The following is a 23,205-nucleotide window of genomic DNA, read 5'->3' as shown; positions in this document are numbered from 1 at the left end:
CGGTCGTCGACCGTTCCCTTGTTCCGGGTGACGAGACGCACCTCACACCTTACCGGCGTCACATATCAGGTCACGGATGGTCAAGTAGGGGTGTAACGGCGGAACAGTTATGAGCTGGGACCGACCGACTTACGCCCACGAAGGAGGTTCCACTGTCATGAGCGCACTCACCGATCTTCTGTCGGTCGACGGCATCCGGCTCGATGTCGAAGCGGAGGACTGGAGGTCCGCCGTTCGCGCGTCCGGGCAGGTGCTGGTCGACGAGGGCATCAGTACGGCCGAGTACACCGAGGCGATGGTACGTAACGTCGAGGAGAACGGCCCGTACATCGTCATCGCCCCGGGTTTCGCCCTGGCCCACACCCGCCCCTTCGAGGCGGTACTGAAGACCGGCATGTCCTGGGTGAGACTGGCCTCCCCCGTGGCCTTCGGTCACGAGAGCAATGATCCGGTGCAGCTCGTCGTGGCGCTGGCCGCCGTCGACTCGACAGCGCACACGGCGGCGCTGGCGGCGCTGGCGAAGGTACTCGCCGACGGCGACAACGTCCGCGCCCTTCAGCAGGCGACGAGCCCCGAGGAAGTACTGCGGGTACTCAAGGGTGAGCCGACCGGCGCCGACGGCCAGGGCGGCTCGCGGGCCGCCTCGGCCAAGGACGCCGCTCCGGACGCCGCTCCGGCCCTGTCGGAGCAGAAGATCCTCACCGTCTGCGGCAACGGCGTGGGAACCAGCCTGTTCCTGAAGAACACCCTGGAGCAGGTCCTCGACCGCTGGGGCTGGTCGCGTCAGGTGTCGGTGGAGGCCACCGACACCATCTCCGCCAAGGGGAAGGCGTCGGAAGCCGTCGCCATCCTCACCTCTCAGGAGATAGCCAGCACGCTGGGTGACGTCGGCATCCCTGTGAAGGTCGTCCGCGACTTCAGCAGCACCACCGAGGTCGACGCGGTCCTGCGCGACACCTACGACGTGTGACGAGGAGGAACCTGTCATGGACTGGGTCATAGACACAGCGAAGTTTCTCGTCAACGAGATCCTCAGCCAGCCTGCCTACCTGATCGGCATCATCACCGCGGTGGGCCTGGCAGCGCTGAAGAGGTCCGTCGGGCAGACGGTCGGCGGCGCCATCAAGGCGACCCTGGGGCTGCTGCTGGTCGGAGCAGGCGCGGGACTGGTCAGCTCGTCCCTGGATCCGCTGGGCCGGATGATCCAGGGCACCACCGGCACTCACGGCGTGATTCCGACCAACGAGGCCATTGTCGGCATCGCACAGAGCGAGTTCGGTGCCCGGGTCGCCTGGCTGATGATCCTCGGGTTCCTGGTCAGCCTGGCGCTGGCCCGGTTCACGCCGCTGCGCTACGTGTTCCTCACCGGCCACCACATGCTGTTCATGGCGACGCTGCTGACCATCGTCATGGCCACCGCCGGACAGGGCTCGGTCGCGGTGGTACTCGGCGGCGGTGTGCTGCTCGGCATCCTGCTGGTCGCCCTTCCGGCCTTCGCGCATCCCTGGACGAAGAAGGTCACTGGCAACGACACTCTGGCCATCGGCCACTTCGGCACGGCCGGCTACATCGTGTCCGGCGCCACGGGGCAGCTCGTGGGCAAGAACAGCCGCAGCACGGAGGAGATGAAGCTCCCCGAGGGGCTGCGCTTCCTGCGTGACTCCATGGTCGCCACCGCCCTGTCGATGGTCCTCATCTACCTGGTGATGTCCCTGCTGTTCCTGGCCAAGGTCGGCCAGGACGCGGCGTTCAAGGCGTTCGCCGGCAGTGGCGGTGACCCGGCGGCCAACGTGGGCAACTACCTCATGCAGTCGGTGATGCAGGGCCTGCAGTTCGGAATCGGGGTCGCGGTCATCCTCTTCGGTGTCCGCACCATCCTCGGCGAACTGGTGCCCGCCTTCCAGGGCATCGCCAGCCGTGTGGTGCCCGGTGCCAAGCCGGCCCTGGACGCCCCGATCGTCTTCCCGTACGCGCAGAACGCCGTACTGATCGGGTTCATCTTCAGCTTCCTGGGCGGCCTGACGGGTCTGGCGGCGCTCATCTGGGTGTTCAACCCGGCCTTCGGGCTGGCCCTGGTGCTGCCCGGCCTGGTGCCGCACTTCTTCACCGGCGGCGCGGCCGGCGTCTACGGCAACGCCACCGGCGGACGCCGCGGCGCTGCGGTGGGCTCCTTCCTCAACGGTCTGCTGATCACGTTCCTGCCGGCGATCCTGCTCAAGGCGCTCGGCTCGTTCGGAGAGGCCAACACGACCTTCGGCGACGCAGACTTCGGCTGGTTCGGTGCCGTGCTCGGCAGCATCGGCAAGCTCGACGGCACCGTCGGTCTGATCGGCATGCTGATCTTCGGTCTGCTCATCCTGGCCGGTGCCTGGATCATGCAGACGAAGGTCGTCGACCGTGGCTGGATCCCGGGCGGTGGCATCACCGCCGCCTCCGCGGAAACGGCCGCCGTCGTTCCCGCGCAGGCCGCGGGGACGGCGACGTACGCGAAGATCGCCCCACCGCGCGGCGCTCCCACACCGCCGCCCGTTCCCTGAGCGGCCGTTGACGGACAGCCGGCTCCTGTCGACTCCGGGAACGCGGGACGGCCGGCCGCTAGTCAGCGGCCGGCCGTCGAGGAGTGCGATGAGGTGGGATGTATCCGGCACCCTTCGGACCGCGAGCGACACCTCGGACCCGTCGAGCGGATGGTCTCAACTCGCCGAGCAGCCCCATCACTCGCCGTTTCGCCCGTCGGGCGGCCGGGGGCTTTCCCGGCCGACCGCCCGACGGTGCTCTGGGTGAGCGTCGGACACTCAGGCGGTGGCCTGTGCCGCCTCGTTGATGAGGCGCGCGACATCGCCGGGACGCGAGACGCTGACCGCGTGCGAGGAGGTCAGGCTCATGACCGTTGCCTCCGCGCGTTCGGCCATGAAGATCTGTGTCTGCGCCGGGATGTTGCGGTCCTCGGTGGCCACGAGCACCCACGAGGGGATGTCCTTCCAGGCCGCGGCCGAGGCGCCCTCCGCCAGCGCGGCATCGGTCACGGGCCGCTGGATGGCCGCCATGACCGCGGTGGTCTCCGCGGGAACGTCGGCGGCGAACTGCTGATGGAACGCGCTCTGCTCGATGTAGAGGTCCGCGGCCCGGCTTCCGTCGAGCAGCGTGACGGGCACCGGGCGGAGCACGTCTGCGAGTGTGCTGCCGGGGAACTTGCCGGACAGTGTGAGGGCACTCTCGCCCACTTCGGGCAGGAAGGCCGCGGCGAACACGAGCGCCTTGACGTTGCCCAGTCCCTTCGCGGCGACGCTCATGACCGAGCCGCCGTAGGAGTGGCCCGCCAGGACCACGGGGCCGTCCACGGCGGCCACGAGTTCCCTCACGTACGCGGCGTCGCTGCTCAGGCCGCGCAGCGGATTGCTCGCGGACACCACGTTGTAGTCACGGGACTGGAGCCTTTCCACCACGCCGTTCCAGCTGGACGAGTCCGCGAAGGCGCCGTGGACGAGTACGACGGTGGGCTTCCCTGATGTCATCGGGTTGACCTTTCCCTTGTCCGCGCGAGGACGATGTCACTCATGGCGCGCCCCCTCGGGTGAATGTTCCGGAACATCCTTTTCACCCCAGGAGACCGCACGAGGGCTTGATGTGTGACGCCGCGCCTGCCGCGCCTGCCTCGACCGGAGGCCCGGAGGGACCTTGTCACAGACGGCGTCCATGATCGGTCCGTACAGTGACTCCGAGTGGGACAGGTGACACTGTGCGTTTGGCTTTTTTGGTTTCCCGTGCGTCAAGGATGGCGCGCGCGGCACACCGAGCTGCTGCGATGGCTGTCGACGCGACGGTGGGGGACCGGGCGCCGCGCCCGGAAGCCCGGGCCGACAGCATCACACCGGGACCGGGCTGGCAGCACGTGGGCGGTCCCTTCCTCAGCCGGGCCCACTGCCTCACCGCGCTGGCGGCCTACCGGGCCCACGACCCGGGCCGCGAGTACCGGTACGGCACAGACGGCGCGGGCACCTGGAACGTGTACCTCGAGGCTCTTGCGACGTACGGGCCGGACGGCAGCGGCACCACGTCCGACGGGCGGGGCCGCCCGGCCCTCCGGATCGTCCGTCCCGAAGAGCACTGACCGACGGCCGCGACGACGGTCCGGCCCGCGGCCCACTCCCTCCGGCCAAGCCGCCCCGAGGGCTACGGAACCGCCACGGTCGGCCCGCCCCGGGGCCACGGATCCGCCAGGGGCCCTCACGTTTCGGGCCACGGCATTCCAAGGGCGCCGCGGGAGGACGCAGGGTGTGCACTGGGAGAAAGAAAGGGCGGAGGCCGGACTCTCACCCACCCTCCGAGCGACCGCTTCGCCCGCACGGCAGGACGAGTGAGGCGATCCGCCGGTCGGCACTGCAAACGCCCCGTGTCTCTCAAAAGGGACGGTAACCAATCCAAGGGGTAGACCAGAAACGGCACCGTCGGATCAGCCTACGGACTCCCGCCCCACCAGAAGCGTGGACTCAGGCTTCGCCCCACCACACGCCGGTCACGGAGGGTACGGGCGCGTACTCGCTCGGTATGTCGGTGCTGACGTCACCCGGCGGTCCGGTCCGCACCGGTGTTTTCCTGCCGCAGTACGCGCACGTCGCACACGGCCGCCGCGAACGCCTCGGGACGTTCCTGCGGGAGGTTGTGACCGGCGCCGGCCACCTTGCGGTGCAGCCGGGGCCCGGTGAAGTGCCGGGCCGCCGCGGAACCGTCCGTGGCGGGGAAGTTGCCGTCCGCCAAGCCGTCGAGGGTCACCGTCGGCACTGGAACCGGCGGGAGACCGGCGAGACGTGCCTCGAGTTCCGCGTACGCGTCGGCGCCGGGCGCGAAGCCCAGTCGGTGCCGGTAGGAGTGGACGACGACGTCGGTGTAGTCGGGGTTGGCGAAGGCCCTCGCGGTCCGATCCAGGTCGCGCGCGTGGAAGGCCCACTCGGGGGAGTTGCGTTCCCAGATGACCCGAGCGACCTCCCGGGGGTCGGCGGCCAGACCGGCACGGCCCCGTTCGGTGAGGAAGTAGTAGAAGTACCAGAAGCCCGCCTCGCGTTCGGGCGGGAGGGGCCGCGTCGCGGCGCCGATGTCCTGGATGAGATAGCCGTTCACCGAGACCAGGCCGAGGACGCGTTCGGGCCACAGGGCCGCGGCGACGCACGCGGCGCGCCCTCCCCAGTCGTAGCCCGCGAGATAGGCCCGCTCGACGCCCAGCGCGTCCATGAGGGCGAGGACGTCGGCACCGAGCGCTGCCTGTTGACCGGAGCGGGGAGTCGACGGCGACAGGAAGGCCGTGGGTCCGTGGCCCCGCAGATAGGGGACCACGACGTGGAAACCGTGGCCGGCCAGCAGCGGGACCACGTCCTCGTAGCTGTGCACGTCGTAGGGGAAGCCGTGCAGGAGGAAGACGGTGTCACCCTCCTCCGGGCCCGCCTCGTGGTAGGCGACGTCCAGGACGTCCGTCCGCACGCGCCGGAGGGGGGTCAGTGTCTCGCGTTCTCGCATGGTGATCCTCTGTGCTCCGCGTCAGGGGGGGGCGGACGGGCTGGAAACCTCACCGAACAGGTCCTCGGGACCGGGGAGGCTACGGATCACAGACCGCATACCTGTCAGAAGTGTGACAAGGGGGCCGGTACCAGGATCAGGAGAGGGACATCGAGCGGGCGAAGTCCGCGCTCTTCGCCGCCGTCGGCCATCACAACGCATTCCCTACGGACCCACCGGGGGGCCACCACTCAATCACCACGGACTTTCCCTGGCGCGGTGCACCGGGTCGGCGCGCGAGGTTGGTTGCAGCGGCCGACTGGGGCCGTTGACCCACCGAGCGGAGGACGACGGTGAACACGAACACGAGGGAAGCCGGACACCGCGCGGTGCCGGACGGTCGGGCGGCATCCCCGGCCATGGACGACCTGGCGGACGCCGCGTCGGTGTTCCTGCGTGCTCGGCCCGCTCTCCTCAGGGTCGCCCATCAGATCCTCGGCAATGCCGGCGAGGCGGAGGACGTACTCCAAGAGGTGTGGCTGCGCCTGCAACGCACCGACCGCCGGGCCGTGCACAGCCCGACGGCCCTGCTACGGACGATCACCGTCCGGTTGGCCGTCAACGTCCTCCACTCCGCTCGCCGGCGCCGGGAGTACTGCGCCACCCCCTTCCTGCCGGAACCGGCGGACGACCACGACACCGAGCCGGACGCGGTGGTCGAGCGGCAGGACGCGGTGGAGTGGGCGGTCGCGCGGTTGCTGGCGACACTGACGCCGCGGCAGCGGGCGGCCTTCGTCCTCCGCGAGGGGTTCGGCTACCCGTACGCCCGGATCGCGGCTCTCCTCGACCTCAGCGTCGTCAACGCCCGACAGCAGGTGTCGCGCGCCCAGCAGCGTCTCGACACCTCACGGCGGCGGCAGGCCGTCGACGCCGCCACGCACCGCCGGTTCGTGCGGGCGTTCCTCGGCGCCGCGCGAGGCGGCGACCTGGAGACTCTGGAGCGGACCCTGCTGCGCGACGCGGTCCCCGACCCCGCCCAACAGGCACCCGCAGGGGCGCACCACGCCGTACGGGGAGCGCACCCGCGCACAGCTCACGTCCGAAGCGGAGCGGGAAATCCGCTGGTGGCGGCTCTCGGGTGACGCGTGCCGGCGTCCGCAGCGCGGGACGCGCGACACCGGCTGGAGTAGGCTCGTCGATGTCACTGCCTTCTGGCCCAGTGCGGGGTGTGTGGTGCTCGGTCGCAGCCGTGATCGTCAGACCGTGGAACAACTGGCGGCGCAAGTGCGGGCCGGCCGCAGCGCCGCCCTCGTGGTGCGGGGAGAGGCCGGCATCGGCAAGACCGCACTCCTCGACCACCTGGCGGCCCACGCACAGGGCTGCCGGACGGTTCGTGCCGCGGGCAGCGAGGCCGAGATGGAGCTGCCGTTCGCCGGACTCCACCAGCTCTGCGGCCCCCTGCTCGACGACGCCGACCACCTCTCCACCCCCCAGCGCGAAGCACTCGACGTGGCGTTCGGCCTCGCCGCCGGGCCCGCCCCGAACGCGTTCCTCCTTGGTCTGGCGACGCTGAACACGGTCGCGGAGGCGGCCCGGGACAGACCGCTGATCTGCCTGGTGGACGACGCCCAGTGGCTCGACCGCGCGTCCGTGCAGGTGCTCGGATTCGTCGCACGGCGCCTGCAAGCGGAATCGGTCGGTCTCGTCTTCGCCGTGCGGGAGCCCGACACCGAGCGGCTGCTCGAGGGCCTGCCGGCGCTGACGCTCGAAGGGCTGCCGGAGGACGAAGCCCTGGCCCTGCTGCGTTCGGTGATACCCGGACCGATCGACGCGCACGTCCGCAGCCGCATCCTTGCCGAAGCCCGGGGCAATCCGCTCGCCCTGATGGAACTGCCGCGCGGCATCACCATGGCCGATCTGGGCGGCGGCTTCCCCCGCAGGGCGGCGTCGCAACCTTCGGCGAGCCGCATCGAAGAGAGCTTCCGGGACCGGATCGGGTCCCTGCCGCCCGCCACCCGGCACCTGCTGCTCCTCGCGGCGGCCGAACCGCTCGGCGACGTCACCCTGCTGCGCCGGGGAGCGGAGCGGCTCGGCATCTCGATGGACGCGGCGTCACCGGCCCTGGCACTCGGACTGATCGAGATCGGCGGCCGGGTCCGCTTCCGTCATCCGCTCGTGCGCTCGGCCTGCTACGACCACGCGAACGAGTACGAGCGCACCGAGGCCCACCGCGCCCTGGCCGAGGCCACCGACCCGGTGCGGGACGCGGACCGCCGGGCCTGGCACCGCGCCCTGGCCACCGTGCTCCCCGACGAGGATGTGGCCGCCGAACTGGTGAGGTGCGCCGACCGGGCGCGCGCGAGGGGCGGGCTCGCCGCGGCGGCGGCCTTCTTCGAACGCGCCACGGAGCTCACCCCGGACCGTACGACGCGGTGCGCGCGTGCCCTGACGGCCGCCGAGGCGGCATTCGACGCGGCATCGGTCGACTCCGCCTATCACCTGGCCAGAGCGGCGGAGGCCGGCCCCCTCGACCCTCTTCAGGTCGCCCGGGTGCGGCGCTTGCACGCGCGGATCGTCTTCGTCCGCAGCCGCGGCAGCGAGGCCGCCCCGCTCTTCCTGGAGGCAGCCGACCGCCTGGCACCGCTCGATGCGGCGCTGGCCCGCGAGACGTGTCTCGAAGCCCTGGCGGCGGCCATCTTCGCCGGGCGACTGGGCGGCCGGACGACCGTACGGGAGGCGGCGGAGTTCGCCCGGGCCGCTCCTCGCGCGCCCGGCCCGCCCAGCCGCGTGGACCACATCCTGGAAGGGGTCTCGACGCGGTTCACGGCCGGTTACGCCGCCGCCGTGGAACCGCTCAGGGGGGCTCTGCGGGCCTTCCAGCGGGAAGCGGGAGGCGGACACGTGGACACCGCCCGCTGGCTGTGGCTGGCCTGCCCCGTGGCTCCCGAACCCATCGCGCCGGAGCTGTGGGACGACGAGGCGTGGCACGACCTGGCGGACAGTGCGGTCAGGCTGGCCCGCGGCGCCGGCGCGCTCGCGTCGCTCCCCGTCGCGCTCACCTACCGGGCCGGCGTGCACTTGCAGGCCGGTGAGTTCGCCGAGGCGTCCGCCCTGATCGACGAGGCGGACGCGCTGAGCACGGCCACCGGCACCACCCCGCCGGACTACACGTCCCTGTTGCTGGTCGCCTGGCGCGACGACGAGCACCGAGCGAAGCAGGCGATCGACGAGGCGGTTCGGACGGCAACCGAAACGGGCCAAGGACGGGCCCTCGGGCTGGCGCACCATGTGACCGCCGTCCTGTACAACGGCCTGTCCCGGTACAACGCCGCGCTCGCCGGCGCCCAGCGGGCCTGCGAGTACGAGGACTTGGGCTTCCTCGGCTGGTACCTCGCAGAGCTGGTGGAGGCGGGAGCGCGCAGCGGTGCGCGGGACGCCGCGCACGACGCGCTGGCCCGGCTGACCGAGACGACCGAGGCCGCCGGGACGAACTGGGCGCTCGGGGTGCAGGCGCGTTCGCGTGCGTTGCTGGAGAAGGAGGGAAACGCCGAGAAGTCCTATCGGGAGGCCGTCGACCGGCTGGGCCGCACCCGGCTACGGGTGGAACTGGCCCGCGCGCACCTCGTGTACGGGGAGTGGCTGCGGCGGGAGAACCGAAAGGGCGACGCCCGGGAACAGCTACGGACGGCCCACGGCATGTTCACCGACTTCGGCGCGAGCGGGTACGCGGCCCGGGCCGCCGGCGAGTTGCAGGCCACCGGGGAGACGGTGGCGCGGCGCGGCACCGCGGCCGGGGCGGCCCTGACCCCGCAGGAGGCGCACATCGCGGGGCTCGCCCGGGACGGGCTGACCAATCCGGAGATCGGTGCGCAACTGTTCCTCAGCCCGCACACGGTCGAGTGGCACCTGCGCAAGGTGTTCGCCAAGCTCGGGATCAGTTCCAGACGGCAACTGCGCACGGTCCTCGCCGAACGGCCGACGACGACACCCGGCTGAACGGGAAACACGCACGGTTGCACACGCCAGCGCGACCGCCACCGACATGCCGCGCTCAGCCTCGCCCGAGTCACGGCTCTCCGGACGACACGAACGCGTGCTGAACGCATGCCGCACTGGCGGTGCACCCCAGTGGCTCCCGTCCGCCTCCGCGGCATCCGGGACCGGATCACCGCCGCGGCAACCAGCCCACCGCGGGGTCGTCACAAAACGAGGGGCCGTCCAGTCAAACAGGGTGAAGAGACTACGGACCACGTGCGTCGCTGATCCCACGCCGGGACCTCCCGGCTCACGCCGCAGCCGGAACGGAGACGATCATGCTGCTCGAGATGGACCCTCCGGGTCTTGAGACCCTTCCCGGTGCCGAGCTCGCGGACCGGACCGGCCCGACGGACGACGGCGCCCGGCAGATGGTGAACGGGCCGACGACGGGCAGTCGTGCTGATGGCGCCCAGTCGATGACGTGGCTGATCGGAGTGCCGTTCCGTGCTCAGGGTTCCCGCCTCGTCTGGATGTACTACGTGGTGGACGGGGCCCGCGACGAGCCGCACGCGGTGCACGCCGCGATGAAACGTGCCCACAGCGCGAAGGAGAGGCGGGCCCGCGGAGATCTGGGCCCGGCGACGGAACCCCTCAAGATCCAGCGGCTCCTGCGGGACGCCATAGGCCGGATCACTCTGGACGCCGGTCAGCAGTGAACCGCGACTGGCGTAATCGGTCCGACGGGCGCTGGTCACCATGCCCCTCGTGCGCCATCGCGGTGAGCTCGCTCCCCGCACCGCGGCGGTCGTACGTCGACGGCCTAGGCCGGGGCAGGCGCCAAGGGGCGGTCACCCAGGGAGGATCGAAGCTGCCTGCGTGAGGTGATGCCGAGTTTGGCGAACACCTTGCGCAGATGCCATTCCACGGTGTGCGGGCTGATGAACAGCTCTGCGCCTATCTCGGCGTTGGTGAGCCCGTCCCGGGCGAGCTGGGCTATCTGCGTCTCCTGGGCGGTGAGCGCGGTCGGGGCGGTGGCAGACCGGCCGGCCGTCCTCTCACCGAGGGCGTGCAGCTCCCGGCCGCTGCGCTGGGCGAACGCACCGGCGCCGAAGCCGGTGAACATGGCGTGCGCCGTCCGCAACTGGGCGCGAGCGTCCTCGCGCCGGTTCTCCCTGCGCAGCCACTCGCCGTAGAGCAGGTGTGCCCGGGCCAGCTCCGTCCTGACGCGGGTGCGGGCGAGCCGCTCGACGGCCTCCCGGTAGAGGGTCTCCGCCGCCGTGCCCGTGCCGAGCAGGGCCCGCGCACGTGCCCGGACGCCCAGAGCCCACTCCGTGCCGGCCCCGCCGGTGGCCTCGTCGAGCCGGTCGAGGGCGTCGACGGCCGTGTCGCGCTCCCCGCTGCGGACCGCGGCCTCCACCAGCTCGCAGAGCCCCCAGTTGGGGGCCGCCAGATCCTGGGCGTGGGCGGCCGCCTGATCAGCGGCCTGGCGTGCTCGCTCGTACTTGCCCGCGCCGTTGCAGAGCACCGCCCGCGCCCACTGCGCGATGCTCACACCGATCCCCTCGCCGCGTGCTGCGGAGTCCTCCAGACTGCTCCGGATCAGCTGCTCGGCATGGGGCTCGTCGCCCTTCAGAGCCGCCAGGGTCAGGGCGCCGTACGGTGCCAGGTCGCCGCCGACCGCCTCCAGCACCGTCGGTATCTCGGCGGTCAGCAACGACGCCGCGTCGAGTGCACCGGCGAAGAGGTCGACGAGGACCTGCGAGTTCAGGGCGAGCGGAAGCTCGCTCAGCGCTCCGGTGGCCCGGGCGGTCCGTACGTGTCGTGCCGCCAGTGCCGCCCAGCCCTCGTCGTCCCACATGTCGGCGGCGACGGCCGAGGTGAGCCAGGACCAGCGCAGTACCTCACCCGCGTCCGGTTCCACCAGCAATCGGCCCACAGCCCGCTTCGCGAGCGGCAGGGCATCGCGGTACCCCGTCCCGAACCGTGCCGCCAGAGTTCTCAGGAGCAGGTCCGCGGTTCGGGGCCCCTCCGTTTCGGGCAGCGCTTCCCGCGCGGCTCGGGCCACCGCGCCGACATCGGCGTCGGCGGACAGCCGGCCAGCGAACATCGCGGCCGAGATGGCGTCGAGGAAGGTCTCGCGGGCGAGTGCCGCGTCCAGGGGGACCAGGTCACGGGCAGCGGACAGCAGGGGAGCGGTTTGACTGACCCGACTCGAGGCGAAGGCGATCTGGGCGCGCAACAGGTGTACGCGGGCCTGGTCGAACTCGTCCAGAGTCCCCTCTTCCGCCATGGTCAGCAGCTTGCGCGCGGCGTCGGGCGCGCCCGCCCGGAGTTTGGCCGACGCGGCGGCCACCGCCCGTGCCGCCCGGACCCTCGGCTCCGGCGTCAACGTGGCCGCGTACGCCAGGAGGGTCGCCGCCGCGGCGACGCCCCCGCGCGACTGCGCCCGGGCAGCCGAGGTCCGCAACTCCGCGGCGACGGCCTCGTCGGGGGCCAGGGTGGCCCATGCCAGGTGCCAGGCCCGGCGGTCCGGGTCGAGGGCCCGGTCGGTCACATCCGCGAGGGCGCGATGCGTCTCCTGTCTCTCCAGCAGCCCGGCCGACCGGTAGACGGCCGAGCGCAGGAGCGGGTGCCGGAAGCGCACCAGAGCACCGATGTCGATCATGCCCGCCTCCTCCGCGGGAGCCGCCGCACCGGGTTCGATGCCCAGCTGCCGTGCCGCCCGCCTGAGCAGCACGGCGTCCCCGATGGGCTCGGCGGCGGCAACCAGCAGCAGTCTGCGCGTGGCGACGGGAAGCGAGCTCACCTGCCGCCGGAAGCTCTGCTCGATGCGGTCGGCCGTCGGCGCCGGGGCCGGGGCCGGGACCGGTGGGCCGAAGCCCTCGGCCGTCTCCGTCGCCGTCAGGCCGCGCGGCAGCTCCAGCAGGGCGAGCGGGTTGCCGCGCGCTTCGTCCAGGATGCGGTCGCGGATGCGGTCGTCGAGCTCGCCGCGCAATGCGCCGTCCAGCAGGGCGCGGGCCTCGGCGTCCTCCAGGCCCTTCAGCACGAGCTCCGGCAGACCGGCCAGCGGCGCCTGCCCCGGCGGTTCGCGCGTGGCCAGGACGAGGGCGACCGGCTCGGCCAGCAGCCGCCGCGCGACGAAGCCCAGGGTCTGCGCGGAGATCTCGTCGAACCATTGCGCGTCGTCCACCAGGCAGAACAGGGGGTCCTCGGTGGCCGCATCGCTCAGCAGACTGAGTACCGCCAGACCGACCAGGAAGCGGTCCGGCGGGGGGCCCGAACTCAATCCGAAGGCCGTGGCCAGGGCCTCGCTCTGGGGAGCGGGGAGTCTGTCGAGATGTCCGAGGAAGGGGGCGCACAGCTGATGCAGGCCCGCGAAGGGCAGCTCCATCTCGGACTCCACCCCGGCCACCCGCACGACCCGGTGCCGGGAGATGCGCTCGGCGTAGTCATCCAGCAGGGCGGATTTCCCGATGCCCGGCTCACCGCGTACGACCAGGACGGCGCTGCGTCCGGACGTCACCGTGCCGGTCAACCGGTCGAGCGCGCCGCGCTCACCGAGACGGCCGCGCAACCGCAACTTCCTCACCATACGCATCGCCCCTTGCGCGATTTTAGTCAAAACCGGCAGAAAGTGACAACGAGGCACCGTGGACGAAAGTTCCGCCAGCGACAGAAGAGGACGCCTGCTGACCCGAAAGACGTGACAGCGGCCGACACAGCCAGGGTGATCATGGGGCGGAAGGCCGGCACCCACCGGCGTGAGCAGCGGAAGACCGTTGCCGGCGAAGCCACTGATCTTCACGCTGCGGTCGATGGCACGTCAACGGGCGGATTCATGATCCCCGTGGTCAGTGAACCCGCACCAGGAGGCCTTCCATGTTCCGCCGGACCCTGCCCGTCCTCGCCGCCGCCGTCGCGCTCGCCGCCGCAGCCGCCGGTCCCGCCACTGCTGCCGCGGTTTCCGCCGACCGGCTGCCCGGTCCCCGTGTCCTGGACGTCATGACGTTCAACATCCACCACGCCCAGGGCACCGATGACGTCCTGGACCTGCGGCGCGTGGCGAACGTCATCCGGAGAAGCGGCGCAGACGTGGTCGGCCTCCAGGAGGTCGACAATCACTACTCGGAACGCAGCGACTGGGCCGACCAACCAGCAGAGTTGGCGAAGTTGCTGGGTTACCACGTGGTCTTCGGCGCCAACATCGACAACAGCCCGCCCGCACCCGGCGGCCACCGCGTGCAGTACGGCACCGCGATCCTTTCGCGCTACCCCATCACCGCCTCGGACAACACGTGGCTGTACAAGTCGCCGGGTCAGGAACAGCGCGGTCTGCTGCATGCCACGCTCGACGTCCACGGCAAGAAGGTGGAGTTCTACAACACGCATCTGGCCGCCGGCTCGCAGGCCGACCGCCTGCAGCAGACGGCTCAGGTGGTGGATCTGATCGGCACGACGAAGCCGGGGATCCTCGTGGGCGATTTCAACGCCCTGCCGACCGCTCCCGAATTACAGCCGTTGCAGAAGGCGTACACCGACGCGTGGGCCGAGTCCCTGCACGCGCGCGGGGACGGGGCGACCTACCCCGCTCAGTCCCCGACGGAGCGCATCGATCTCATCTACGCGACCCGCAAGGTGACGCCCCTGGTCACGGAGGTGCTCAAGGACGACCCGACGGCCTCGGACCACCGCCCGCTCCTCAGCAAGGTGCTCGTCAAGCCGTAGGGGCGATTCGCCGAGGAACCGTCCGGTGCACGGCACGACCACCGGGCACCGGACGAAGGCAGCCGCGCGGGCAGGCTGCGGCGCTCGCCGCGGCCTGCCCGCATCCGCCCACCCAGACCCTCGGGCTGACGGAACCGGCAGTGACGCCGAGGCTCAGTAGTCCCAGACCGTCGGCACGAAACGGAAGGCGTTGCCGGCGGTCGCCACGTGGCAGACGGACGGGAACGGCAGGTGGCTGGCCATCAGGTGCTCACCGCTCGCCGCCATCTCCTTCAGCAGAGCCATCCGGACCCGCGCCGATTCCTCGGGGTCGTGTTCGAAGCCGTTGTACCAGCCGGGCTGGTCGAACCCACACTGGAACACCGCGTCACCGGCGAAGGTCAGCCGCTCGCCACCCGACTCCAGCCGGACGATGCTGTGACCGGGGGTGTGACCGCCGGTGCGCTCGATCCGTACGCCGGGCGCCACCTCGAACTCGGTCTCGAAGGGGTGCAACTGGCCGCGGTAGACATCCAGGAACCGCGCGGCGGTCGTGACGAGCGTCTCGGGCACCGGCGCCGGCATGGCGGTGCGGGAGAAGTCCGGCGCCTGCCAGAACTCGGCTTCGGCGGCGGCCAGATGGACCCGGAGGTCCTTGCGCAGCCGGCCCCTCAGGCCCTCGACGAGCAGTCCCCCGATGTGGTCCATGTGCAGGTGGGTGAGCACCACGTCGGTCACGGACGCGGGGTCGATCCCGGCGGCGTCCAGCCGCATGGCCAGCTGCCCGGCCCGGGGAAAGCCCGGGAACTCCGTACCCAGCCCGGAGTCGATGAGGATGGTCCGGTCCCCACTCCGGACCACGGACACGTTCAGCGGGTAGTCGATCACCTCGGGCGGCAGGAAGTTGTCACGGAGCCAGGCCGACAGCTCGGCCTTGTCGGCATTGGTGGCCAGCGTCGCGGGGTTGATCGCCAGCACCCCGTCGCTGATCACTGTGACATCGATGTCGCCGACCTTCAGCGCGTAGCGGGACGGAACTGCCTCGTCCCTCAACGGTGCGTCCGGGTGTGCGACGTTGATCTGGTTCATGTGGTCGTCCTCTGGAAAGCGTCGACAGAAGTCATCGACGAAGTGACGAGGTCACTCCGTCCTACTCTCTGCATGACAAGTCAAGTTCAACGCTTGTGACGACCCGTCACATGACTCACACGAACGTGTGAAACTCACCGCGACGACTTCACATCATGATCACGTATGCATTGTGAGTGGACGTCAGGAAAGGCACCGCCGCCCCGCCCCGCCCCGACCCGACCCGTCCCGTCCCGTCCCGTACGACCCTGCGGTTCGCCCTCAGCCGGTCGGCAGGACCGCCTCCTCGTGCACCAGGTCGTCCGACACCTGGCGGTCGCGTAGATCTCGCCCGCCAAGGGTGAGCGGTGGTTCCATGGCGACCAGGCACAGCGGTTGCGGCAGGTGGCTGCGCACCATGTCCTGTTCTCGTCACACAGTCCCAACGGCACGTGGAACACGGTAGGAGGCATGAGTGAAGGGTCCTGACCTGTCCCGCGGTGCTCGCTTGGCCGCCCATGGCACGGTTTCCACATCGCTGGCGCTGCGCAGCGACCGGAGTCTGCGCGAGTTCGTGGACGTCGGCGCACCGGTGGGGTCGGGAATCGGCGGGAGAACGGTCCTGCTGGAAGTCGAAGGAACCCGGGTCTTCGCCAAGCAGGTGCGGCTGACCGATCTGGAGCGGCGGCTGGAGCATGTTCACTCCACCGCGAATCTGTTCGGACTGCCGGCCTTCTGTCACTACGGCATCGGTACCATCGGCGGCCCGGGCTTCGGGGCCTGGCGGGAGCTGGCCGCGCACACCATGACGACGAACTGGGTGGTCGCGGGAGACTACGAGGGTTTCCCCCTGATGTACCACTGGCGGGTGATCCCGGACTCTGGCCAGTCGCTGCCCGAGGAACTGGCCGATGTGGACCGAGCTGTCGCCTACTGGGGAGGCGGATCGGCGGTACGCCGGCGGATCGAAGCTCTTCAGGATTCCACAGCAAGCCTTGTGTTGTTCCTGGAGTACATCCCGCAAAATCTGCACGACTGGCTGGGCGTCCAGATCGGGGCCGGCGACGAGGCAGCCGAGCGGGCCTGCTCGATGGTCGACGACGAGCTGAACGCCGGCATCGCGTTCATGAACGCTGGCGGGCTTCTGCACTTCGACGCCCACTTCGAGAACATCCTCACCGACGGCAAGCGGCTCTTCTTCACCGACTACGGCCTCGCGATTTCCTCACGCTTCGACCTCACACGAGACGAAATCGACTTCTTCGACCAGCACCGCACCTACGACCAGCACTACGCCGTCACCCACCTGGTGAACTGGCTTGCCTTCGCTCTCTACCGACACACGCCGGAAGAACGCAGGACGTTCGTGCATGCGTGCGCCCAAGGGGTGCCCCCGGAGGGTGTTCCCGCGTCGGTCGGGGCGCTCCTTCTCCGTTACGCACCCGTCGCCGCAGTGATGGGCGACTTCTATCGCGAGTTTCAGCAGGAGAGCCGAGAAGCTCCCCATCCGCTGGCGACAATCTGTCGGATGGGGCGAAGCGCGTGATCAGCAGCCGCCGGTCACAGGCGGGCGGGGGACCGGCCATCGGCTAAGGGTGTTGCAGAAGGCCGTGATCACGCAGGCTGAAGCGGGCGGCTGACCTGCTGGGTTCACGCGGCGAGGGCGAGGTTGTGCATGCGCGCGACGGCCTGGACGGCGTGGTGGAGGCCGTCGCCACGTTGCCGGCAGTCGCGGAGGATCTTGTAGTTCTTCATGCGGGAGAAGGTGTGCTCGACGCGGGCGTGAACCTTGCGATGCTGCGCGTTGTCCTCCTCCTTGCCCTTCAGTAGCGGTCGTCCGGGGCGTTTGCGGTGCGGGACGATCAGACCGGTGTTGATGTAGGCGCCGTCACCGAGGACCGTCACGCCCTCGCAGTGCGCGGCCAGGCCGGAGTCCCGCCAGGCTTTCGCGTCCGCCGTGTTACCGGGCACCAGGCGGGCCGCAGCCACCACCAGACGCGTCTCCGCGTCCACGATGACCTGCACCTTCGCCGGGAACCGGTAGTTGCGCGAGGACGCTCCGACCGTGCGGTCGCGGACCGGGACGAGGGCGCCGTCCACGATCCACAGCCGCTCGACGACGTCTTGGGAGGTGCGGACCGGCTCGAGCGCGAGCAGCACCCGCTCGGCCACCGGAAGGCGCCACGGACGACCCCAACCACAGCCCTCGCCACCACGTTCCCGGACCGCCCGCAGCAGCCGGCCGAACTGATCGACCCGCAACCCCGTGAACGTCTCCCCCCACACCCGCTCGGCCCTCAACACCTTCCACCGCTGTCCTCCTGTACGCGCGCCACCAGGTGGGCGGCGGGTGTATGAGGGGCATCAGTGCAGGGCGCTTATCTGTGCCCTGCACCCCTATTGACTGGACCGTCGGCCTCCGGGTGTGTAGCCGAATGTACTGCGGAAGACAGCCACGAAGGAGCTCGGGGATTTCCAGCCACATCGGTGCGCCACCGCGCCGACCGGCATTCCGTCGGCCAGCATGCGCGTGGCGTGATAGAGGCGTAGTTGGGTACGCCATTGTACGTAGCTCATCGCCATTTCCTCCTTGAAAAGGCGCGTCAGTGTCCGTGCGCTCGTTCCGGAGATTCGTGCAAGGTCCTGGATGTCGATCGCTGTGGCAAGTTCGGCCTCCACGCGCGCGCAGGCGTCTGCGAGACGTGAATCCACCGGAGCAGGCAGCCTGATCGGCTGCTGGGGGGAGAAGAAGACCTCATCGAGGAGTACGGCCAGCAGACGCTTTCGTCTGGCGGAGTCCTGCATGGCCGTCGATGCTTCGGTGTAGCGGACGATCAGTTCCCGCAACAGTGGACTGACACTGACGACTGCCGGCGTCGGCATTCCCCAGGGGTTGGCCTCCGGAGGAAGGCCTACTCCGTGAAGCCTGGTGGGTCCGTGGACGCGGTGCTGGTGGCTGGAGCCGGCCGGAATCCATATGCCACGATTGGACGGTGCGACCCAAGTGCCGGCCGCGGTGGTCACTGAGATCACGCCCTGGCTCGCATAGACCAGTTGATGTTCGTCGTGAACATGGTGAGCGATGACAGATCGCGACGGCAGGGCGAGAACGAGAGTCGCCGTCTCCCAGTAGTGGTCGGCGTGGGACATTTCAGAGCTCAATCTGTACAGAGGATCTGACAACTGAGGAACGGCGCCGTGCATGATGCCGGTGTCGATGGCGACTTCCAGATCCGGTAACGACCTCCCTGACGAACTCTGGCAGCAGATGCAAGGAAGCAGGAGCGCGATCGAGTTGGCGTCCGCCGTGATGGGAGACGACGATTCCGTCGACACCGTGATCGGCGAGGCTGATGGTCGGGTCCATCGCCGAGTCCAGGAGTTCCGCCTGGTGAGAGCCGCGTTCAACCTCCGGTCTCGGGCACGTACCTCGGACCTCGGACCTCTTGAAGTGTCCCAACTCGAACACCCGCGCACGTGCGTAAAACTGACGCTTCGGCATATCTGTCCGATCCCGAGCCGTGGAGGGCAGTCGTGCGGGACAGGGGCGCGGCAGTCTCAGCGAGGGGAGACTGCCGCGTCGGAGTCGTCCGATGCCGAGCGCCTATGCGTTGAGAGCGGCCGCCTCGTGGGTGCCGGCCTTGCTGCTGGCTTCCGCGTTGCTGAACCGGCCCGCGTGGGCGAGGATCGCCTCGGCGTCGTCCAGTGAGGGATAGATCCAGCGGGCGTTGATGTTCTGCTTGAGAGTCTTCGCCTCCTCTCCGGTGACATGGATTGTGCGATCCCAACCCTTGGTCTCGATGGCGTTGTCGGGCCCGAGGTCGAGGCACGTGTTGTAAATGTCGGTCCGGAAGGGCAGAGCCGGTGTCTCTGTCAGGTCGGCTACAACGTTGTGTCCTGCGAACTTGCCCATCGGCTGCGCGTGCTGACAGCTCTGCATGGTGAAGTGATCGCCGTCGACGAGGGCCGCTGCCGTGTCGCCGGCGGCATAGACGTCTGATACGCCGCTGACACGCATGTAGGGATCGACGTTCAGGCGGCCGAGCCTGTCACGGTCCGCCGGGATCTGGGCCGTCAGAGGGCTGGCGACCATACCGGCCGTCCACACGACAGTGGCAGCGGGAATGACTTCCCCGTCGGAGAGCTCGATCGCGTCGGGGGAGACCGAGGCGACAGTCTTCGCCAGACGGCACTCGATCTTCAACTGGTCGATCGAGGCCTCGATGTATGGGCGCGGGACCGGGCCGAGTTCCGGACCCAGAACATCGGCCCGGTCGACGAGGACGACTCGCACCCTCTCACCGGCGTCGTGAGGGTCGGCGACGGCACGCAGCCGATCGACCAACGCGGTGGCTATTTCCAGGCCGGTGAAGCCGGCCCCGATGACGACGGCCGTGTACCGGCCCGTTTGTTCGGTGCGTCGAGACAGGGACCGGATGTGATGGTCAAGGGCCGACGCCGAGGTCAGTGTGTCGATGTCGAACATGTGGTGAGCACCCGGAAACCCGGGGCGCACCAGCTGGCTACCGGTGGCGAGAACGAGCTTGTCGTAACCGAGCTGGATCTCCTCACCGCTTCTCTCCACAGCCTTGATCTTGCGTGCGTCCACGTCGATGCCGGTGACGGTCGCCGTGACACGACGAACTCCGATCGGACCGAGAATCCGGTCCAGTGCGACACGCTTGCTCTGCGGATCGTCTTCGTAGAGCCGGGGCCGGAGTACGAGGTCGTCCCCGCCACTGATCAACGTGACGTGAATGTGCTCGCCCGCCTGCCCTGCGGCACGCGCTGCCCGTATGGCCCCTGCGGCGCTCCATACGCCGGCGAAACCGCCACCGATCACCATGATGTGCGTCATTCTTGCGTGTCCTTGCGTAGAGGTTGAGCTATCGCTGGGCAAAACATCCGTCACCTGTTTTGGGAGAGGGTATGAAGCCGCTGCGAGGCGAAAAAGTAGTTGGCATTCCGATGAGGGGCCACCGCGGAGGAGCGGGCACAACCTCACCGTATACTGGACATTACATATCCAGGATCTGTGGTGTCAAGGTCCTCTGTGAAATGGCTGGCAACCGTCGCGCTGTCCGGCACACGACTCACGAGGATGTGCCTCGCCGATGTGTCACGCAGATTGAGCTGCCCGTTCGCGGAAAGGATCACCACCTCCGGCGCCTCCGACGTGATGGTGACGAACGCACCGGGGAGGACCGAGGCTCGCTCCAGCATGCGCATCAGACACGGCTCCCCCTGCAATGCTTCTCCGATGCGTTCAATGCGGACGACCGAGGGGGTTCCGGCGGCAGTCGGCAAAGGAAGCAACGTGGTTTCGTGGAGGAGGCCAGAGTCGGACGCGAAAATGCTTTCCGTGACACCCAGAGCCTCCAGGCCTGGGATCGGAGCACCGTGGGGGCAGCGGAAGGGCGGCCGCAACCGGCCGGCAATCAGCCGCTCGACCTCGTCACTGATCACATGCTGCCATCGGCTTGCCTCCGGATGTAGCTGATCCCAGGCCAGTCCGATGACGTCGGCCAAGAAGCGCTCGACGACACGGTGCTTGCGCATGACGGAAACGGCCTTTCCGCGTCCCACCTCGGTGAAGCGCAACTCCCGAGTGTCGGTGAGGATGATCAGTCCGTCACGGACCATACGTGCCACGGTCTCACTCACTGTCGGGGGCCGATGACCGAGCCGTTCACCGATGCGTGCCCGAAGAGCGGCAAGCCCCTCCTCCTCGCACTCGTAAACGATACGCAAGTACATCTCGACCGTGTTCGTCGCCTCCTGTGGGGACCTCAACGGAATTCTCCTCGAGTTACCAGGGCCTGCGGTGCAAGCGGCTGTGGATCAACTGGTCGATGGCCGTGAACGACGCCACCGAACGCGGGATTCCCCATGCTGTCGGTGTGACGGGGTTCGTTGGTTGCGGCAAGGTGAGCGAGACACAATGCTTCGTGTGAGTGCGTGTCCGAATCCTGAGAGTCGCCTCTCAAGTACGACCGATTGACCTCTGACCACAGAGCCGACCGAGTGGGCGATCGGTCGCGGCGTCCCTCTCAGTATGCACACTGCCGTTGCCCGAAGAGGGGCCCAGTTGCGGTATTCGGGACCCGTATGTCGAAAGCCTGCCGAGTGGTGCACGAAGTCGGCCATCGCTCGAAGAACAGGGCATTCGGTCTGCGAGAGTGCACGTGTGGCAAGCCGTCTTCCCCGACTTCGAGGGGCCGGTGACGACAGGAGGACTCCTGTCGCGTGGATGGTTCCGTCGATGCCCTGGACATCCACGCGCCACCGCCGCGGCGCCCTGGTCCGCGGTGTTCCACAGGGCCCCCGGAGCCGCCCCGTGCACCGCTGGTTGCGCGCTGCGCCTCGGGGCCGCCCGCCGGCGTCCCGGCCCGGCTCTGGACAGCGCATTCGCCGGACCGGGACGCCGGAAGCACACGTCTCGAAACATCGCAAGGAGAGTGGCATCGTGCACAGAACCAACTACTCGGATGCCGGTACGGCGGCACACCACTCACTGACCACAGCCGTCGGCGCGCCGGTCGCCGGTAACCAAGATTCGCTCACGGCCGGCCCCCGCGGGCCGATGCTGCTACAGGATGTGTGGTTTCTCGAGAAGCTCGCACACTTCGACCGTGAGGTGATTCCCGAACGGCGCATGCACGCCAAGGGATCTGGTGCCCATGGCACCTTCACCGTGACGCACGACATCACCCGTTACACGAAGGCCAAGATCTTCTCCGAGATCGGAAAGAGAACTCCGCTCTTCGCAAGGTTCTCGACTGTCGCCGGCGAGCGGGGTGCTGCCGACGCCGAACGCGACATCCGAGGATTCGCGCTCAAGTTCTACACGGAGGAGGGCAACTGGGATCTCGTCGGCAACAACACTCCGGTCTTTTTCTTCCGCGACCCGCTGAAGTTCCCCGACCTCAACCACGCCGTCAAGCGCGATCCTCGCACCAACATGCGCAGCGCAGAGAGTAACTGGGACTTCTGGACGATGCTGCCCGAAGCCCTCCACCAGATAACGATCCTCATGAGCGACCGCGGTATCCCGGCGTCGTACCGACACATGCACGGCTTCGGCTCGCACACGTTCAGTTTCATCAACGCCGACGGTGAACGATTCTGGGTGAAATTCCACCATCGGACACAACAAGGCATCATGATCCTCACCGACGCCGAGGCCGCCGCCGTGATCGCCGAGGACCGGGAGAGCCACCAGAGAGATCTGTACCGGTCCATTGAGCGAGGCGACCATCCCAAATGGACGCTCTACGTGCAGATCATGCCGGAGGCCGATGCGGACAGTTACCGCTTCCACCCCTTCGACCTGACCAAGGTCTGGTCCAAGAAGGACTACCCCCTGATCGAGGTCGGCGAGTGGGAACTCAACCGTAACCCGGACAACTACTTCGCCGAGGTCGAACAGGCGGCCTTCACACCTGCCAACGTCGTGCCTGGTATCTCCTTCAGCCCCGACAGGATGCTGCAGGGAAGGCTGTTCTCCTACGGTGACGCCCAGCGCTACCGCCTGGGCGTCAACCACCATCAGATTCCGGTGAACGCCGCCCGCTGCCCCGTCAACTCCTTCCACCGTGACGGGTCGATGCGGGTGGACGGCAATCACGGCAGCACACCGGCCTACGAGCCCAACGGCTCCGGTCATTGGGTCGAGCAGCCCGAGTACCACGAGCCGCCGCTGTCCGCGGGATCCGAGGCTGATCGCTTTGACTACCGCAGCCTCGACGACGACTACTTCACCCAGCCCGGTGATCTGTTCGCCTCGATGACCCGGGAGCAGCGCGAGACGCTCTGCGCCAACACCGCACGGGCTCTCGCCGACGTCAGTGAAGGCATCCGCCGCCGGCACGTGGAGCACTGCAAACTCGCCGATCCCGCCTACGGACGCGGCGTGCAGGAGGCACTGGACGCCCTCGGAGACTGAACCGACGACCACAACGACAC

At 69.0% G+C, this 23,205-nt stretch carries 19 protein-coding genes; 9 read left to right on the top strand and 10 right to left on the bottom strand.

Features of this window, described 5'->3' with window-relative positions; all coding sequences use genetic code 11:
- Positions 1-157: 157 nt before the first annotated feature.
- Positions 158-970, top strand: coding sequence for a PTS sugar transporter subunit IIA (locus B9W62_RS00435; RefSeq protein WP_087804045.1), 813 nt, complete (start codon positions 158-160; stop codon positions 968-970).
- A 16-nt stretch (positions 971-986) separates the two neighbouring features.
- A complete protein-coding gene (locus tag B9W62_RS00430; RefSeq protein WP_087804043.1) occupies positions 987-2,537 on the top strand; it encodes a PTS ascorbate transporter subunit IIC in 1,551 nt (516 codons plus the stop codon).
- A gap of 258 nt (positions 2,538-2,795) precedes the next feature.
- Here B9W62_RS00430 and B9W62_RS00425 read toward each other — a convergent pair whose 3' ends face one another.
- Positions 2,796-3,515 carry an alpha/beta fold hydrolase gene (locus tag B9W62_RS00425; protein ID WP_087804041.1) on the bottom strand — a complete coding sequence of 240 codons (720 nt, stop codon included), beginning with the start codon at positions 3,513-3,515 and terminating at the stop codon, positions 2,796-2,798.
- 290 nt (positions 3,516-3,805) lie between these two features.
- Between B9W62_RS00425 and B9W62_RS00420 the strand changes: the two genes are divergently transcribed.
- Positions 3,806-4,111 carry a hypothetical protein gene (locus B9W62_RS00420; RefSeq protein ID WP_087804039.1) on the top strand — a complete coding sequence of 102 codons (306 nt, stop codon included), beginning with the start codon at positions 3,806-3,808 and terminating at the stop codon, positions 4,109-4,111.
- Between the two features lie 452 nt (positions 4,112-4,563).
- On the opposite strand, the gene B9W62_RS00415 is transcribed toward B9W62_RS00420, so the two are convergent.
- The gene (locus B9W62_RS00415; RefSeq protein ID WP_087804037.1) at positions 4,564-5,511 is read right to left on the bottom strand and encodes an alpha/beta fold hydrolase; all 948 of its coding nucleotides are present in this window, start codon (positions 5,509-5,511) and stop codon (positions 4,564-4,566) included.
- A 332-nt stretch (positions 5,512-5,843) separates the two neighbouring features.
- Here B9W62_RS00415 and B9W62_RS00410 point away from each other — a divergent pair, with 332 nt between their 5' ends.
- The 3 genes from B9W62_RS00410 (at position 5,844) to B9W62_RS00400 (ending at position 10,184) form a co-directional block, all read left to right on the top strand.
- Positions 5,844-6,632, top strand: a complete 789-nt coding sequence (locus tag B9W62_RS00410; RefSeq protein ID WP_143665448.1) for a sigma-70 family RNA polymerase sigma factor — start codon at positions 5,844-5,846, stop codon at positions 6,630-6,632.
- A 121-nt stretch (positions 6,633-6,753) separates the two neighbouring features.
- Positions 6,754-9,486 carry a helix-turn-helix transcriptional regulator gene (locus tag B9W62_RS00405; protein ID WP_373433657.1) on the top strand — a complete coding sequence of 911 codons (2,733 nt, stop codon included), beginning with the start codon at positions 6,754-6,756 and terminating at the stop codon, positions 9,484-9,486.
- Between the two features lie 317 nt (positions 9,487-9,803).
- On the top strand, positions 9,804-10,184 hold the full coding sequence (locus B9W62_RS00400) for an SDR family oxidoreductase (protein ID WP_087804034.1): 381 nt from the start codon (positions 9,804-9,806) through the stop codon (positions 10,182-10,184).
- A gap of 104 nt (positions 10,185-10,288) precedes the next feature.
- Here B9W62_RS00400 and B9W62_RS00395 read toward each other — a convergent pair whose 3' ends face one another.
- A complete protein-coding gene (locus B9W62_RS00395) occupies positions 10,289-13,060 on the bottom strand; it encodes an ATP-binding protein (protein WP_087804032.1) in 2,772 nt (923 codons plus the stop codon).
- A 287-nt stretch (positions 13,061-13,347) separates the two neighbouring features.
- Here B9W62_RS00395 and B9W62_RS00390 point away from each other — a divergent pair, with 287 nt between their 5' ends.
- Positions 13,348-14,193 (top strand): endonuclease/exonuclease/phosphatase family protein, encoded by an 846-nt coding sequence (locus tag B9W62_RS00390; protein ID WP_087804030.1) that lies wholly within the window; start codon positions 13,348-13,350, stop codon positions 14,191-14,193.
- Positions 14,194-14,346: 153 nt separating this feature from the next.
- On the opposite strand, the gene B9W62_RS00385 is transcribed toward B9W62_RS00390, so the two are convergent.
- Together B9W62_RS00385 and B9W62_RS39425 are read right to left on the bottom strand one after the other, a co-directional pair.
- Complete coding sequence (locus tag B9W62_RS00385) at positions 14,347-15,261, bottom strand: MBL fold metallo-hydrolase (RefSeq protein WP_087804028.1); 915 nt, start codon at positions 15,259-15,261, stop codon at positions 14,347-14,349.
- A 261-nt stretch (positions 15,262-15,522) separates the two neighbouring features.
- Positions 15,523-15,660, bottom strand: coding sequence for a hypothetical protein (locus tag B9W62_RS39425; RefSeq protein WP_107424175.1), 138 nt, complete (start codon positions 15,658-15,660; stop codon positions 15,523-15,525).
- A 55-nt stretch (positions 15,661-15,715) separates the two neighbouring features.
- On the opposite strand from B9W62_RS39425, the gene B9W62_RS00380 reads away from it, so the two are divergent.
- Entirely contained in the window at positions 15,716-16,786 is a 1,071-nt protein-coding gene (locus B9W62_RS00380; RefSeq protein WP_087804026.1) for a protein kinase family protein, read from the top strand.
- Positions 16,787-16,890: 104 nt separating this feature from the next.
- On the opposite strand, the gene B9W62_RS00375 is transcribed toward B9W62_RS00380, so the two are convergent.
- The 5 genes from B9W62_RS00375 to B9W62_RS00355 all read right to left on the bottom strand — a co-directional run bounded on the left by B9W62_RS00375 (position 16,891) and on the right by B9W62_RS00355 (position 21,033).
- Entirely contained in the window at positions 16,891-17,544 is a 654-nt protein-coding gene (locus B9W62_RS00375; protein WP_179235282.1) for a transposase, read from the bottom strand.
- Positions 17,545-17,637: 93 nt separating this feature from the next.
- On the bottom strand, positions 17,638-18,390 hold the full coding sequence (locus B9W62_RS40550; protein WP_087811662.1) for an AraC family transcriptional regulator: 753 nt from the start codon (positions 18,388-18,390) through the stop codon (positions 17,638-17,640).
- Position 18,391: 1 nt separating this feature from the next.
- Positions 18,392-18,607, bottom strand: coding sequence for an alpha-hydroxy-acid oxidizing protein (locus B9W62_RS40545; protein WP_306426443.1), 216 nt, complete (start codon positions 18,605-18,607; stop codon positions 18,392-18,394).
- A gap of 237 nt (positions 18,608-18,844) precedes the next feature.
- A complete protein-coding gene (locus B9W62_RS00360) occupies positions 18,845-20,098 on the bottom strand; it encodes an NAD(P)/FAD-dependent oxidoreductase (protein ID WP_087804023.1) in 1,254 nt (417 codons plus the stop codon).
- 143 nt (positions 20,099-20,241) lie between these two features.
- Positions 20,242-21,033: a metal-dependent transcriptional regulator gene (locus B9W62_RS00355; RefSeq protein ID WP_256976135.1), complete on the bottom strand. Its 792-nt coding sequence runs from the start codon at positions 21,031-21,033 to the stop codon at positions 20,242-20,244.
- Positions 21,034-21,754: 721 nt separating this feature from the next.
- Here B9W62_RS00355 and B9W62_RS00350 point away from each other — a divergent pair.
- Entirely contained in the window at positions 21,755-23,185 is a 1,431-nt protein-coding gene (locus B9W62_RS00350) for a catalase (RefSeq protein WP_087811660.1), read from the top strand.
- The last annotated feature ends 20 nt before the right edge of the window (positions 23,186-23,205 follow it).

The organism is Streptomyces sp. CS113 (assembly GCF_002188365.1).
Classification (GTDB): Bacteria; Actinomycetota; Actinomycetes; order Streptomycetales; family Streptomycetaceae; genus Streptomyces; species Streptomyces tendae.
The sequence above is the reverse complement of the archived record's forward strand: the minus strand, read 5'-3'. Positions and strand labels throughout refer to the sequence as shown.